Here is a 14,617-nt window from a genome sequence, read left to right on the forward strand (position 1 = left end):
TAATATATTACATTTTTCGTTCTTTTTCGCTATTTTTCATTATTCAGTCGAAATAATTAAGCAGCACCGCAGTTAATATGGTCATTTTTGTAAAAGTCAGTGATATCAAGGCTTTCAAGAGATTATCTTTTGAATAAAATGGACTGCATTTCTTTCTTTTTACCTTATAATTACCCTCTAACACTTGACACATCAAGGGTTGCATGTGTAAATTTGTATTGTACAGGCTCTATATTATTAGGAATGAAAGGGAGTTTTTTTGATGAACAAGACGGATTTAATTAATTCTGTATCAGAACAAGCAGACATTTCAAAAAAGGATGCCTCTAAAGCAGTAGACGCTGTATTCGACAGCATCACTGACAGCCTTAAAAAAGGAGACAAAATCCAGCTTGTTGGTTTTGGAAGCTTTGAAGTTCGTGAACGGGCAGCACGTAAAGGCCGTAATCCACAAACTGGCGAAGAAATTAAAATTCCTGCTACGAAAAATCCTGCCTTCCGTCCAGGAAAGCAACTAAAAGATGCTGTTAACTAATTTAATGGAAATGGCCCTTCCGGTATCCGGAAGGGCTTTCTCTATGCAGTGCTACAAAGACTGTCCGGACGTACCTGCCTTCTGCTGTTTATAAAATTCATGCAGAAGTTTCAATAACGCCCGCTTTTCAATTCTAGATACATAACTTCGCGATATCCCTAATTCTTTTGCTATTTCACGCTGGGTTTTCTCTTTTTTGTTATCCAGTCCAAACCTGCTGATTATGACTTCTTTCTCTCTTACATCAAGCATGGTCATATATTGCTTGACCTGGAGTTTTTCTACTTTTAATTGTACAATGTCAGCAATATCCGGCCCCTCTTCCTGCAGAACATCGAGCAGGGAAATTTCGTTTCCCTCTTTATCACTGCCAATAGGGTCATGAAGCGAAATATCTTTTTTAACTTTTTTCAAAGCCCTCAGGTGCATTAAAATTTCGTTCTCAACACATCTCGCTGCATACGTTGCCAGCTTGGTTCCTTTATCTGGAGAATAACTTTCAATTCCTTTAATTAAACCAATTGTGCCGATAGAAATTAAATCCTCGGTGTCCTCTCGAGTATTTTCAAATTTCTTGACAATGTGGGCGACCAGCCTCAAATTATGTTCAATTAATGTATTTCTTGCTGATGCATCACCTGCTTGCATGAGCTTAAGATAATATTTCTCATCTTCTTTAGACAAGGGCTGTGGGAAAGCATTGTTTTTCACATATGATATAAACAGGGTAAGCTCTTTAAAAAGGTAAATCGCGGCAGCCAAAACAGCAGACACCTCATCACCTCCTCTGCCTTACCAGTCTATGCAGCAGAAAGGTGATTCTTGTTTGTCCAATATAAAAACGCTCAGCCGGAGATACTGAGCGTCACTTGCAAAGCTTATTACTGATCCATTGCTTGCGAAGCATTTCCAGCACCAGTTCTTTTTCCGGTTTTGTTAAACGCCTGCCAAGAGTTTTTTCAAATTCTTTTTGCAAATTCGTGTAATAAATGCTGCTTGACAACCATGTACCACTCCCCACTATGATATCTTTGTATATCCTATCACAAATAATTACTTTTTTATATAAACCAACTTAATTTATAGAGATACTTGTACAAATGCCCCTAATTTAGTTTGTTTTGATAACCAATGAAAGGGAATGGTAATAATATGATCAAGTCAAGGAGTGATAGATGATGAACATAACAGTGACGCAGCCCGCGATTAAATGGTTTCAGGAGGAAATGAATGCTTCTAATGGAGATGCTATTCGTTTCTTTGCCCGTTATGGAGGCCATTCGCAAATTCAAAGTGGATTCTCTCTTGGATTATCAAAAACAAAGCCTGCTGAAATAGGAGCATCAGCTGATATAGAAGGTATAACCTTCTTTGTTGAAGAAAAAGACTTATGGTATTTTAAAGATCATCATCTTCATGTCAAATACAGCAGGAAATCAAAAGAAATAGAATTTGATTATAAGGAGCTGGAGGAGTCGGAATAATTCGCCTTAGTTTTTCATCTATTTTCATCATTTAATAAGCAAAATTTTTTAAATAAAAAAAGGCCGTCTGCCAGCATCCTGGCAGACGGCAAAAAAGGGAGAGAGAGTGATGCCTAAGGAGAGCCTTATTCACGGCATACAGAACAGCGGTGACCCTTTCCCTGGCGGGTGAACCAGATCGCAGCTTACAACATGGGCTGCAGGGTCTATATTACCTGTTCTATCATTATTTTATATAACTCTGCTATATCTTTCACGATTTTTGTCAGAAATTCTTTCACACTTTTTAAACAAGCGCTGAGTTCTACATTTGAGTTTCCAGCCAATTTTTACTATACTATATCACACAAACAACTTACATATTGTTTTGTACTGACGTTTGATAAATATGTTTAATATGAACTGGGGGAGCTTTTATGGCGGCAGATAAAAAATCAATTACTGGCGAAGATTTGAAAAGAATCAATGTAGCGAATGACCCTCGAATTTCTCCTGAAGGTGAAAAATATGCGTATGTTCAATCATTCATAGGTGATGATCTTGAATATTATTCCCATTTATATGTCCAAAATTTAAATGACGACAAGCCAACTCAATGGACCTTTGGAAAAAATAAGGATTACTCACCACGCTGGTCTCCTGATGGCTCTGAGCTTGCATTTGTCTCTGAGCGCTCCGGTACTCCACAAATCTGGCTGCTTCCGACGAGCGGAGGTGAACCTCGAAAACTGACATCAGTGAAAAATGGCGCCAGTGAACCCGTCTGGTCTCCAAATGGACGCTATATTCTTTTTTCTACAAGTATCGCAGTTAATGAAATGCTTGCCCCTGAAGAAGAAAATGGTAAAGATGAGAACAATAAGCTGGAGCCATTGGTCATTGAAAGAATCAAATACAAATCAGATGCTGGCGGCTTTCATGATGATAAGCGGAAACACCTTGCTGTGTATGATCTAAAGAATGACCATGCCGAAATATTGACCGAGGGTGATTATGATCACTCTTCCGGAAATTGGTCTCCGGACAGCAGACAGATTGTTTTTAGTGCTAACCGATCGGAAAATGAAGATAGTACTACCCATCTTGATCTTTTTATCATAGACAAAGAAACAAAGGATATCGTTAAATTGACCAGCTCAACCGGCGTGTATTCACTTGCCAATTGGTCATATGACGGGAAAAAAATTGCATGCATCGGTCATGAAAATGAATGGAAAGGTGCGACAATCAATCAGGTTTGGATTATTGATCCTCTGACCAGGGAAAAAACGTGTATGACCTTGAAGTGGGACGTCCAAATTGGTGATGCAGCTATCGGAGATTTAAGATCCTCCCACCCTAATCCAGGCCCGATCTGGTCAGATGACCATGCCCATATTTATTTTATGGCTAGCGATCACGGCAGCACCGGTCTCTATGAAATGGATATGGAAGGAGAGATCACAGCCGTACATTCTGAAGAAAACCATGTTTACGGCTTTACTTATCATCCACAAACCGACGTATTTATTATCGGGCTGAGTGATCCGTCGAATCCAGGGGACATCTTTAAAATAAACAGGCCAAGCAATCACAAAGTAAGGTTAACAGATGTTAATGAAGAATTTCTGCAGAATGTGCATCTTTCCATCCCGGAACCAATTACTGCAAAAGCAGAGGACGGCTGGGAAATTCACGGCTGGGTGATGAGACCTGCTAATTTTGAAGAAGGGCAGAAGTACCCGATGATCCTTGAAATACACGGCGGACCTCATGCCATGTATGCCAACACTTTTTTTCATGAATTGCAGCTGCTTTCAGCTCAGGGATATGTTGTTCTTTACACAAACCCACGAGGCAGCCACGGCTATGGCCAGACTTTTGCGAACGCCGTCCGCGGTGATTACGGCGGCAGGGACTATACTGATCTAATGAGTGCTGTGGACCACGTCATCGAAACGTATGATTTTATTGATGAAAACCGGCTTGGCGTCACAGGCGGCAGCTATGGTGGTTTTATGACTAATTGGATTGTCAGTCATACAGATCGTTTCAAAGCTGCTGTGACGCAGCGATCTATCTCTAACTGGATCAGCTTTTTTGGAGTCAGTGATATAGGCTACTTTTTCACTGAATGGGAAATTGGCTGCAGTCTCTTTGAAGACCCGGAAAAGCTTTGGCACCATTCACCTCTCCGATATGTAAAAGATATACAAACTCCTTTGCTGATCATGCATGGAGAGCAGGATTACCGTTGTCCGATTGAACAAGCCGAACAGTTGTTTATCTCTTTAAAACAGCAGGAAAAAGAAACGAAATTTGTACGCTTCCCCCAGTCAAGCCATGAACTAAGCAGGAGCGGTCCTCCTGCCCTGCGTATAGAACGGCTCCTCCAAATGACTGACTGGTTTGAACAATATCTATAATTCACTTTAAGAAATCCGGAGCAGCAGCTCCGGACTTCTTACTTTTTATCTTTTTCCTTTTTTGGTTCACTCGAAGACGTATTTTTAGATTTATGCTTTTTTCTTATTTCTTTTTCCTCATGCTTCATATCTTCAAGGGGAATCGGATCTTCATGGGCAGAAGGCGGCATATCCTCTTCCCTTCGTTTTTGTTCCTTTTTATCCTTTGGATTGGTCAAACTTAAACCTCCCTTATAAATATACTATTAATCTATACCACCTTTGCGACTAATAAAAACTGCAAAGAGTAATTCATGGCAACCTGATGTTTTTTTGATATGATTAAATATATACTTTGATGCACAAGGAGTGGTATTTAATTTTGCATATAAGTGAACAATTATTAATTACAAAATTAAAAAATAAAACATCTGGAATTTTAGATGAAAATAACTCTCGAAAATCAGCAGTTTTTTTACCGTTGCTCTTGATCGAAAATGAATGGAGCCTTTTATTTGAAGTTCGAGCTAGACATATGAACAGCCAGCCTGGCGAGATTTGTTTTCCGGGCGGGATGATTGATCACAATGACCCTTCAGAAGGAGAGGCAGCTATTCGGGAGCTTTGCGAAGAAACCGGCGTACACCGTTCAGATGTAACGCCACTTGGAGCACTAGACAGGCTTGTCACCCCTTTTCAGCAAATTATTTATCCTTTTACAGGATTCATAAAAGAGGGCGCTTCATTTTCTCCTAACCCTGCTGAAGTTGAAACCTTATTTACAGTGCCTGTTCGATTTTTTATACAGACAATACCGGAACGTCATGATATTCAAATGAAAGTAGAGATATCAGATACATTCCCTTACGAAAAGATTCCTGGCGGTAAAAATTATCCGTGGCGCGGAGGTACAATACCTGAATTTTTCTATGAATATGAGGGCTATATAATTTGGGGACTGACAGCGAGAATCGTGCGCCACTTCGTCCAATTAGTAAAAAATTAATAAGCTGCTGATTCGCACAGTCTTTTACTTGTAAAGCCCTTATTTCCGCAGAGATCAGCGGCGGGCACATCGTGTGCGTTGCGGACCGCTCCCTGCGTATGGTTTTTTTTCGATGAAATGCGCCTTCCGCTGCAGACTTCCCAGAATCGCCATTAAATTATTTCTGTTGGTGCGATATGACTAAACTCATAAAACATGAGCCAGGAGAATCTCTGTCCCAGCTCATGTTTTAAAACATTAGAAGCTATGAAAACAGCCTCTTTAGGTTGTAATCGATTGTTTCACTTTCATCGCATAAGAATGAAAGCTGATAGATATAATTAGGAGAATACTAATTAATAATATGCCTTCCTCTAAATGTCCTTCTAAATTACTCTCTGGAAGAATCAAACCGAGGAACAAGAAAGTTGCCAATGAAAAAATGACACGGCTGAACATTATAAAATCTTTTACTTTATTCATTAGTTTTACTTCCTGCTTATCCACAACTACCCCTCCAAAGCATATGAAACATCTATTTCATCGTAGCACATAGAGGCATGTCCATAATTAGTGAAGTTATGGATTGAATGGCATAAAAATACATATTAATTATTTTCTAACATTTGAATCATCGAAAGTATTAATTCGGCAGAATGAACGGAAGCTTTCTCCAAAAATTGTTCATAGGACAATTTGGCATCTTTCCCTGCAATATCACTTAAAGCGCGTATAATGATAAAAGGAGTCTTAAAGCGATAACAAACCTGTGCGATCGCACCTGCTTCCATCTCCGCACATTGTGGTTCTGAGAATTTAGATTTTAAAAACTTTACTTTATTATCATCACTCATGAAGGAATCACCAGAAAGGATGAGCCCCTGATAGGCTGGGATCTCCCGCAGTGAAGCACTCTTTGATGCCAGTTCACGGAGTTTGGCATCAGGTGTATATTGAGCCGGCATCAATGGAACCTGTCCGAATTCATATCCAAAAACAGTTGCATCAACGTCGTTGTAACGCACTTCTGTGGAGATGATAAGATCTCCCACCTTAAGCTCAGTATTAAATCCACCGGCAGACCCGGTATTTATGACGATGTCCGGATTAAACCGATCAAGCAAAAGTGCAGTACCGATCGCTGCATTTACTTTCCCAATTCCTGATTTTAATAATATAACATCTTGTCCATTTATCGTTCCTTTATGAAAATGGCTGCCGCCGGCTTCACTGTCTGTTCTGTCTTCAAGAGAGTTTTTAAGCAGTTCTACTTCTTCATCCATTGCACCTATTATAGCTATTTTCATGTATTTTTCGTTCCTTTCGACTTTTCATCTATAAGCAAATCCATTATTATAATACTAACATAATTATTTCCAAGTTAATGATAATACACGAGGTGAAGTTAATGAACATTAAGTTAAATCCGTTATCAGATAAAATCGAGTTTTTTGAAGCGAATTCTTTAACAAAACTCGAACAGTCGATTCAGCATAAAATCGAACAAAATGAAGCAATAATGCTCGATGTTTATCACGCAGAACACAACGTATATACTGACCCTAAAAGCATGAGACCAATCTTTACGGCAATGGTACATTTTAAATCAAAAAAATAGGCAGAACCTGCAGCCAAAAAGCCGCAGGTTCTTTCATTTTTATGAATACGGATTGCTGTCGAGCTGGCTCACCTCCTGGGGCTGCCAGCCTTCACCTTCTACAAATTCCATTCTCACTTCATAGGGGGTGTTTCTATTATCATTATTGCTGACGGTTCCGACAACCTCTGTTTCTCCAGAGTTTTCTACTCTCCAAAGAATCATTTCATCATCACTGAGACCAGTAGCATACTGCAGAGCCATTTCCATTTCAGTCCAGTTCTGACTCCCTTTTTCAAACTTGTCTCCAGTATGGCTGTAAGAGCCTGATTGTTCTGTCCCAATGGGCTCCCAGTCTCCATCAGGACCTCCGCCTTCAGGGACTTGAGGTCCACTGTCACCTTCTTCATTATCGCTGTCTTCCTGCTCCTCTGTGTCTTCATCTGAGCTTGAGCTGTCTTCCTCTTCACTGCTGGAATCTTCTGAATCATCATCTTCAGAGCTTTCTTCCCGGTTCGCCTCTTCATTATTATCGTTATTGTCATTATTATTGCTAGGTGATTCCTGCTCCGTGTTATCATTTGTATCTGGTTCACTATCTGGAGCGGAAGATTCCTCCTCCGAATCACTGTTATCATTTTCATCTGAAGATTCCTGCTCATCGACCTGTTCATTTTCGGTATCATCCGCCACTTCTTCATCGTCTCCGCTCATCAGCAGTTGGACAGCAAAAAAGATAATGAGTACCGCAACAACACCAATTGCTGCATTTAAGATTCGGTTCATCCGTTTGCGTTTTCGCAATTCGGAACGCGAATCATCTCCGAATCCACGATTATTATTTGCCACAACATTCACCTTCTCTTTCTATATATCCGATACATACTCTTACATAATAAAATATTTATCGAAATTAGGCGAGAGTCTATTGTCGATTTTGTCGATTTCACATATTGTTTGATATTTTAAAATGCAGAAGTACTCTAACTCTTGTAAAAAAAGAAAACAGCCTCAGCTGCTTTCTCTTCTAATTCACTTCAATAATTTCTACTTCCACGTCCCCGCCTGGTGTGTTCACAGTGACTGCTTCACCAACTTTTCTTCCCAGCAGGCTCTGTGCCATCGGTGAGTCATTGGAAATTTTCCCTTCGATTGGGTCAGATTCTGCGCTCCCTACTATGGTATATACTTCCTCTTCCCCGTTCGGAAGTTCTTTAAAACGAACTGATTTTCCTAGTGCTACTTCGGAATTATTGGAATCATCGCCTTCTATCATTATTGCATTTTTAAGCATTTTTTCTATCTGACTGATGCGTCCTTCAACAAAAGCCTGTTCATCCTTTGCGGCATCATACTCGGAATTCTCAGAAAGATCTCCGAAGCTTCTTGCTACTTTAATGCGTTCGACTACTTCTGGCCGACGCTCCATTTTTAAATAATTAAGTTCTTCCTCTAGTTTGCTTTTACCTTCTTCGGTCATGTAATGCTGTTTTTCTTCTGGCATTATTTACGTCACTCCTCTTTCTGTGCAAAAAGAACCACTAAAATCTGTTTGAAAACTTCTGCCATTATCATACGCATACCTTTCCTAAAATACAATCACTTTTTACTATTTTTCTCAATAATTTCATTAACCATATCATCCCCGTATGCAGGAATTTATTACTGAGATTTCATTTTTATTCCTTACAAGCGTATTCCAGGATCAACAGTTTCATTCTATAATTTTTTTCTGCCTTTATGAACACTGACTGCCAGTCCATCTCCCACCGGCAGAATTCTCGTTGTAAAATCAGGTAGACTCATCAGCCAGTCGTTATATTCTTGTATCTTCTTTACCATTGGCTGCAGTCTCTTCGGCGCGGACTCAGGCTGAACTGTATACCCTTTAAACAGAACATTATCAGTTATCACCATTCCTCCATCACTTAGGTACGGCGTAAATGATGTAAAGAAAGATTGGTTCTTTCCTTTTGCAGCATCAATAAATAATACATCAAAAGGGGAGTATTTTTCAAGCAAGAACGTTTTATCTAGAGCATCACCGAAAATAAACTCTGTCTGGCCCTTAAAATCAGACCTGTCTCTAAATTTCAGCGCTTGTTCAAACCGACCTTTATCCTTTTCTATCGAGAGCACAAATCGGCTTCTTGAAGCTGAAACAATTTGGAGGGCAGAATAGCCAATTGCAGTTCCAATTTCTAACACCCTGCCCCCACCGTGCACTGCAATTAACTGCTTGATGACTTCAAGAGAGGAATATTCAATGATCGGTACTTTATCTTTGCAGGCAGTCTGTTCCATTTCTTCAAATAAAGCAGAGCGCGAAGAATCACGCTCCTGCAAATACTTTATTGTGTCCGTATTATTCACTTTTATATCGCAACTCCCTTGTATTATTCAGATTCCTGCGCCTCTTCCCATTCCTCTCTGTACTTTTCCTGAACCTCGTTATGCTCATTGTAATCGACGTTGTAGATTACTTCTCCATTTGGTCTCGCATAGAAGAATAAATAGTCGTTATTTTCCGGTTCTAAAGCTGCCTTTAAGGCACCCTGGCCCGGACTCGCAATCGGTCCCGGCGGCAGTCCTTCATAGCGGTATGTATTATATGGAGACTCTGACTCTAAATCTTCATAACTGGTCATATAGACATGCTCTTCAATCGCGTAGGCAACAGACGGGTCGACTTCAAGTTTCATGTCCTGTTCGAGCCTGTTGTATAAAACTCCGGCGATAATAGGTCTGTCCTCAGCCTGCTGAGCTTCGCGCTCTACAATAGAGGCAATGGTAAGAACTTCATGAACGTTGTACTCCCCAGCTTCTATTTGTTCTGAAAATTCTACCACATTCGCTTCTGTTCTCTCAATCATTTTCACCGCGATCTCCTGAATGGACGGCTCCTCTTCATAAAAATCATAACGTGCAGGGAATAAATATCCTTCGAGGGGATAGCGGATATCTTCATCGAGAATATCATCAGTAATTATGCTGTAATTATCTATAACCTTCTCAAGAAAATCTTCGTCGTCAAGCTCATCAACGATCTCTTCTTTATCATAAGATGTTTCTTCTGCGATAATTTCCACTATATCCTCAAACCATTTTCCTTCTGGAATGGTAAATCTAAGCGATGGCTCTGCTTCCATCGTACCTTCCTTTAATTGAGATATAAGCTCATCAGTAGACATAGAAGGAGACAGCTCATATACTCCCGCTTGAAATCCGGATTCATTCTTGTATCTAGTATAATAACGGAAAATAAAAGCGTTTTTTATAAGTCCTTCTTTTTCAAGAATTTTGCCTATAGTACCTGCACTCGACCCGATAGGGATTTCGACCCTTTTTTCCGAATCTGAGTCACGTTCAATAGGTTCAAGTGCTGATGTTATATATATATAGACACTAATGCCTGCTATTACAATTAATGCAGTTAATGCCGTGATGACCACCAGTACAATTCTTCTTACAAGCCTGGCCTGCCGTCTTTTCTCGTGTATACTTGAATCATCAAACTTATCTGCCATGTCTGCCTCCCTTTCCATACGACCTTATTATACATCATGCGTCAAATGATACAAAAAATCTGCGGAGGGTAAGTTCCCCGCAGATTATTTATTCTAATGTTCTTCTTCTGAATCACTGAATGTTTCAATCATTTCTTCTACCATGTTCCATTCTTCCTCTGATTCTATTGGAAAAAGTGCCAGGTCTGAATCTTCCTCACCTTCATCTTCAAAGCGGAAAGCAAATACTTCCATTTCTTCTTCTTCACTTTCCTGATCGCCTGCAGAAGTAAGCACCATGTAAGAATGGCCCGTCTCGTCCACCTCAAAGGTGAATAACACATCAAATAAATGTTCATTCCCGTCCTCATCGGGTATAACAATTCGTTCTTTTTCTTCTTCTGTCACGTTATCTCTCCTTTCGGCTTATTGCTGCTGATCCAGATAACCCTGCAGTATCATTACCGCAGCCATTTTATCTATCACTTTCTTACGTTTCTTACGGCTGACATCTGCCTCCAGCAGAGTTCTCTCCGCTGCTTTTGTAGTTAACCGCTCATCATATAAATGAACGGGAAGCTGAAATGAAGCATTTAAATCCGCAGCAAATTCTTTGCACTGTTCTCCCCGAGGCCCAATCGTACCGTTCATATTTTTAGGCAGGCCAACGACTATGGATCCTGCTTCGAACTCATCAATTAATTCTCTTATCCGATTAAATGATTCACGGGGGTCATTTCCTTTGATGTGGATGGTTTCCACTCCTTGTGCTGTCCATCCCAGAGCATCGGAAACAGCTACCCCTATCCGCTTCATTCCTACATCAAGACCGATTATTTTCATTCGAAATCCTTACGGTTTTCATGGAGATAAGAACGAACCAGCTCTTCTATCAATTCATCGCGCTCCAATTTTCTTATAAGAGAGCGGGCATCCTTATACCTTGGAATGTATGCGGGATCTCCAGACAACAAGTAGCCGACTATCTGGTTAATTGGATTGTATCCTTTTTCTTCGAGTGCCTGATAGACATTTAACAATACTTCTTTTGCATCAACTTCTACTGAATCCTCTTGCACATTAAATTTCATCGTTTTGTCGTTTGAGTCCATCCCGTACACCTCCTTGTATTTTTGAAACAAAGCGGGACGATCCGCTATGGTCTTTTTCAGCTCTTGGCTGGATTAAACACACGGAGCACTTTCAACATCATGCCCTTATTGTACACCAATTATTCCCTCTTAGGAAATAGATTCAATGATTCCTGGCACTGCTGCCAATGCTTCATCAAGCTTCTCCGGATTCTTCCCTCCTGCCTGTGCCATATCTGGACGGCCTCCGCCGCCTCCGCCGCAGATAGAAGCTGTTTTTTTTACAATTTCCCCAGCCTTGTAGCCTTTGCTGGTGAGATCCTTTGTAACTCCGGCTACAATATTGACCTTTTCATTTTGGACAGCTCCGACAACCACTATTCCTGATTCTAACCTTTGTTTCAGTTCATCAACTGTACTGCGCAGGCCATCCATATCCATTGCAGAGAGTTTATGCGTTATTAATTTTACACCATTTATTTCTTGTATATTATCAAGCAGGCTGCCTGCTTCCATATTACCAATTTTTGCAGAAAGAGAATCATTTTCGCGCTGCAGATCTTTAATTTGCTTTAATAGGCCGTCTACTCTCTTTGGAATTTCCTGAATCGACTTTGCTTTAACCTTTTCCCCGGCAGCCTTCAGAAGCTCAAGCTTGTCATTCATAAACATATAGGCATTCTTACCTGTTACTGCCTCGATACGTCTTACACCAGCTCCTATTCCATTCTCACTGACTATCTTAAATAAACCAATTTCGGCAGAATTTTTAACATGACAGCCTCCGCATAATTCTATACTGTAATCACCCACCTGTACAACTCTGACGTCATCTCCGTATTTTTCACCGAACAGAGCCATTGCTCCCATTTCTTTAGCATCTTCTAGTTTCTTCTGTTCAATGACGACCGGCACAGCTTTCCAGATATTTTCATTTACAATTTGTTCGATTTTTTCCAATTCATCTTCATTTACCTGGCCGAAATGAGAAAAATCAAAGCGCAGCCTGCCTTCACTTACAAGAGAGCCGGCTTGATTCACATGACTGCCGAGTACATCCTTTAATGCTTGATGCAGTAAATGAGTGGCAGTATGGTTTTTAATGGTGCTCTGACGCTCACTTTCTATTACCTCCGCTACTACGGACTGTCCTTTCCGCAGCGTCCCGCTGTTGATTTCAACAGTATGCAGATGCTGACCGTTTGGGGCTTTTTGAACATCCACCACTTTCGCTTCTAAATCAGGTCCAGTTAATCTTCCCTTATCTGCAACCTGCCCTCCACTCTCAGCATAAAATGGAGTTTTATCAAGAATAAGCTGCGCTGTAGCACCTGTTGATACTGTATCCACAAGCTGCTTTTCATGAACAATTATTTCTATTTTAGCATCGGTTTGAAGATGGTCATATCCAATAAACGTACTGGACGCACTCACATCAGAAAGCACTGCATCCTGCGTCTGCATGGAGCCGCTCTCTTTTCTGGCCGCTCTTGCTCTCGCTCTCTGCGCCTGCATTTCTTCTTCAAATTCAGCAGTATCAATTGAAAAACCTTTTTCCGTCACATACTCTTCTGTTAAATCAGCTGGAAATCCATATGTGTCATACAGTCTAAAGACATCTTTGCCGGATACTACGCTTGAGCCCCGCTGTTCCGTTTTCTTCATCACATCAGACAAAATACTCAGACCGTCGGCTAATGTTTCATGAAAACGTTCTTCTTCATTTTTTATTACTTTTTGTACAAAAGCTTCCTTCTCTTTTACTTCCGGATAAAAATCAACCATAATGTCGGCTACTTCTGGTACAAGCTCGTACATAAACGGCCGGTCAATTCCAATTAATTTTGCATAACGGACGGCACGTCTTAATAGTCTTCTCAGTATATATCCCCTACCTTCATTGGAAGGAAGCGCTCCATCGCCTACTGTAAAACTGACCGTCCGAATGTGATCTGCGATTACTTTAAAAGAAACATCCTTTCGTTCATCACTGCCATATTGTACACCCGAAATCTGCTCGGTTTTTCGAATAATAGGTAAAAATAAATCGGTATCATAATTTGTAGGGGCATCCTGAAGCACCGAAACCACACGCTCCAGACCCATTCCAGTATCAATATTCTTCTTTGGAAGCGGTGTATACGTATCATCCGGATTATGATTAAATTGAGAAAAAACAAGATTCCAGATTTCAAGATACCGTTCATTCTCACCGCCGGGATACATTTCCGGATCATCAGGGTTGTTTCCATATTCAGTGCCGCGGTCATAAAAAATTTCTGTATTCGGCCCGCTTGGACCTTCTCCAATATCCCAGAAATTTTCCTCAAGACGGATGATTCTCTCTTCCGGAATACGGATGTTATCTTTCCAGAATCCATATGCTTCATCATCTTCAGGATGTACGGTAACTGATAGACGGGATTCATCAAAACCCAGCCATTTTTTACTTGTTAAAAATTCCCACGCAAAATTTATTGCTTCTTCCTTAAAATAATCTCCAATCGAAAAATTACCCAGCATCTCAAAAAACGTGTGATGACGAGCTGTTTGTCCGACGTTTTCGATGTCATTAGTTCTAATTGATTTCTGTGCATTGGCAATCCTCGGATTATCAGGAACAACCCTTCCGTCAAAGTACTTTTTTAACGTAGCAACACCGCTGTTGATCCATAATAATGTTGGATCTTCATGGGGAATTAATGAAGCACTTGGTTCTACTGAATGACCTTTTTCTTTAAAAAAATCTAAAAACATTTGCCTGACCTGCGCTGATGTTAATGTATTCATTGCATTTTCCTCCTTCATTTTTTTCCATATAAAAATCCCGCCCCTGAATCAGGGACGAGATTATCTCGCGGTACCACCCTGTTTACAGGCGGATTTCACCTGTCAACTCGGTCCCTTTAACGCAGGGATGCGGCAGGTTTTAACTGCACTCCGGATCAGCTTTCTGCCAACCTTCTCCGCCATCTTATTTCAGCCAGGTAAAATGGTCTCTGTCAGAGGACTTCAGCATACTTGTTCCATCAAAG

At 40.5% G+C, this 14,617-nt stretch carries 18 protein-coding genes and 1 other annotated feature (1 of these 19 running past the window's edge); of the genes, 5 read left to right on the forward strand and 13 right to left on the reverse strand.

The genetic code is table 11. The features are described 5' to 3' along the window. Window positions 1–262: 262 nt before the first annotated feature. Window positions 263–535: an HU family DNA-binding protein gene (locus tag ACE4RR_RS09900; protein ID WP_375535251.1), complete on the forward strand. Its 273-nt coding sequence runs from the start codon at window positions 263–265 to the stop codon at window positions 533–535. Window positions 536–586: 51 nt separating this feature from the next. Here ACE4RR_RS09900 and sigK read toward each other — a convergent pair whose 3' ends face one another. Together sigK and ACE4RR_RS09910 are read right to left on the reverse strand one after the other, a co-directional pair. Further along, window positions 587–1,309, reverse strand: a complete 723-nt coding sequence (sigK, locus tag ACE4RR_RS09905; protein WP_375535252.1) for an RNA polymerase sporulation sigma factor SigK — start codon at window positions 1,307–1,309, stop codon at window positions 587–589. 91 nt (window positions 1,310–1,400) lie between these two features. Continuing rightward, the gene (locus ACE4RR_RS09910) at window positions 1,401–1,538 is read right to left on the reverse strand and encodes a hypothetical protein (protein ID WP_375535253.1); all 138 of its coding nucleotides are present in this window, start codon (window positions 1,536–1,538) and stop codon (window positions 1,401–1,403) included. Window positions 1,539–1,713: 175 nt separating this feature from the next. On the opposite strand from ACE4RR_RS09910, the gene ACE4RR_RS09915 reads away from it, so the two are divergent. Then, window positions 1,714–2,019 carry a HesB/YadR/YfhF family protein gene (locus ACE4RR_RS09915; RefSeq protein WP_375535254.1) on the forward strand — a complete coding sequence of 102 codons (306 nt, stop codon included), beginning with the start codon at window positions 1,714–1,716 and terminating at the stop codon, window positions 2,017–2,019. Between the two features lie 416 nt (window positions 2,020–2,435). Then, on the forward strand, window positions 2,436–4,424 hold the full coding sequence (locus ACE4RR_RS09920; RefSeq protein ID WP_375535255.1) for a S9 family peptidase: 1,989 nt from the start codon (window positions 2,436–2,438) through the stop codon (window positions 4,422–4,424). 38 nt (window positions 4,425–4,462) lie between these two features. Here the strand turns inward: ACE4RR_RS09920 and ACE4RR_RS09925 are convergent, their stop codons facing one another. Next, window positions 4,463–4,642, reverse strand: coding sequence for a hypothetical protein (locus ACE4RR_RS09925; RefSeq protein ID WP_375535256.1), 180 nt, complete (start codon window positions 4,640–4,642; stop codon window positions 4,463–4,465). Window positions 4,643–4,785: 143 nt separating this feature from the next. On the opposite strand from ACE4RR_RS09925, the gene ACE4RR_RS09930 reads away from it, so the two are divergent. Beyond that, window positions 4,786–5,409, forward strand: a complete 624-nt coding sequence (locus ACE4RR_RS09930; protein WP_375535257.1) for an NUDIX hydrolase — start codon at window positions 4,786–4,788, stop codon at window positions 5,407–5,409. 261 nt (window positions 5,410–5,670) lie between these two features. Here ACE4RR_RS09930 and ACE4RR_RS09935 read toward each other — a convergent pair whose 3' ends face one another. Together ACE4RR_RS09935 and mtnN are read right to left on the reverse strand one after the other, a co-directional pair. Next, window positions 5,671–5,895, reverse strand: a complete 225-nt coding sequence (locus ACE4RR_RS09935) for a YrhC family protein (protein WP_375535258.1) — start codon at window positions 5,893–5,895, stop codon at window positions 5,671–5,673. 101 nt (window positions 5,896–5,996) lie between these two features. Then, window positions 5,997–6,695: a 5'-methylthioadenosine/S-adenosylhomocysteine nucleosidase gene (mtnN, locus tag ACE4RR_RS09940; protein WP_375535259.1), complete on the reverse strand. Its 699-nt coding sequence runs from the start codon at window positions 6,693–6,695 to the stop codon at window positions 5,997–5,999. Between the two features lie 101 nt (window positions 6,696–6,796). Here mtnN and ACE4RR_RS09945 point away from each other — a divergent pair, with 101 nt between their 5' ends. Further along, window positions 6,797–7,006, forward strand: a complete 210-nt coding sequence (locus ACE4RR_RS09945) for a DUF2536 family protein (RefSeq protein ID WP_375535260.1) — start codon at window positions 6,797–6,799, stop codon at window positions 7,004–7,006. Window positions 7,007–7,045: 39 nt separating this feature from the next. Here ACE4RR_RS09945 and ACE4RR_RS09950 read toward each other — a convergent pair whose 3' ends face one another. The 8 genes from ACE4RR_RS09950 to alaS all read right to left on the reverse strand — a co-directional run bounded on the left by ACE4RR_RS09950 (window position 7,046) and on the right by alaS (window position 14,372). Beyond that, window positions 7,046–7,834: a YrrS family protein gene (locus ACE4RR_RS09950; protein ID WP_375535261.1), complete on the reverse strand. Its 789-nt coding sequence runs from the start codon at window positions 7,832–7,834 to the stop codon at window positions 7,046–7,048. A 178-nt stretch (window positions 7,835–8,012) separates the two neighbouring features. Then, a complete protein-coding gene (greA, locus tag ACE4RR_RS09955) occupies window positions 8,013–8,489 on the reverse strand; it encodes a transcription elongation factor GreA (RefSeq protein ID WP_375535262.1) in 477 nt (158 codons plus the stop codon). 215 nt (window positions 8,490–8,704) lie between these two features. Further along, window positions 8,705–9,358, reverse strand: coding sequence for an O-methyltransferase (locus ACE4RR_RS09960; protein ID WP_375535263.1), 654 nt, complete (start codon window positions 9,356–9,358; stop codon window positions 8,705–8,707). A gap of 23 nt (window positions 9,359–9,381) precedes the next feature. Beyond that, complete coding sequence (gene mltG, locus ACE4RR_RS09965) at window positions 9,382–10,512, reverse strand: endolytic transglycosylase MltG (protein WP_375535264.1); 1,131 nt, start codon at window positions 10,510–10,512, stop codon at window positions 9,382–9,384. A gap of 93 nt (window positions 10,513–10,605) precedes the next feature. After that, entirely contained in the window at window positions 10,606–10,899 is a 294-nt protein-coding gene (locus tag ACE4RR_RS09970) for a DUF1292 domain-containing protein (RefSeq protein WP_375535265.1), read from the reverse strand. An 18-nt stretch (window positions 10,900–10,917) separates the two neighbouring features. Beyond that, the gene (gene ruvX, locus ACE4RR_RS09975) at window positions 10,918–11,334 is read right to left on the reverse strand and encodes a Holliday junction resolvase RuvX (protein ID WP_375535266.1); all 417 of its coding nucleotides are present in this window, start codon (window positions 11,332–11,334) and stop codon (window positions 10,918–10,920) included. Beyond that, window positions 11,331–11,603: an IreB family regulatory phosphoprotein gene (locus ACE4RR_RS09980; RefSeq protein ID WP_375535267.1), complete on the reverse strand. Its 273-nt coding sequence runs from the start codon at window positions 11,601–11,603 to the stop codon at window positions 11,331–11,333. Before ACE4RR_RS09980 ends, ruvX begins: the two co-directional genes overlap by 4 nt. A gap of 129 nt (window positions 11,604–11,732) precedes the next feature. Beyond that, a complete protein-coding gene (gene alaS, locus ACE4RR_RS09985; RefSeq protein ID WP_375535268.1) occupies window positions 11,733–14,372 on the reverse strand; it encodes an alanine--tRNA ligase in 2,640 nt (879 codons plus the stop codon). A gap of 47 nt (window positions 14,373–14,419) precedes the next feature. After that, window positions 14,420–14,617, reverse strand: a binding site (T-box leader) (it continues 7 nt past the right edge of the window).

This window comes from Alteribacillus sp. HJP-4, assembly GCF_042139015.1.
Lineage (GTDB): Bacteria > Bacillota > Bacilli > Bacillales > Marinococcaceae > JBHIKY01.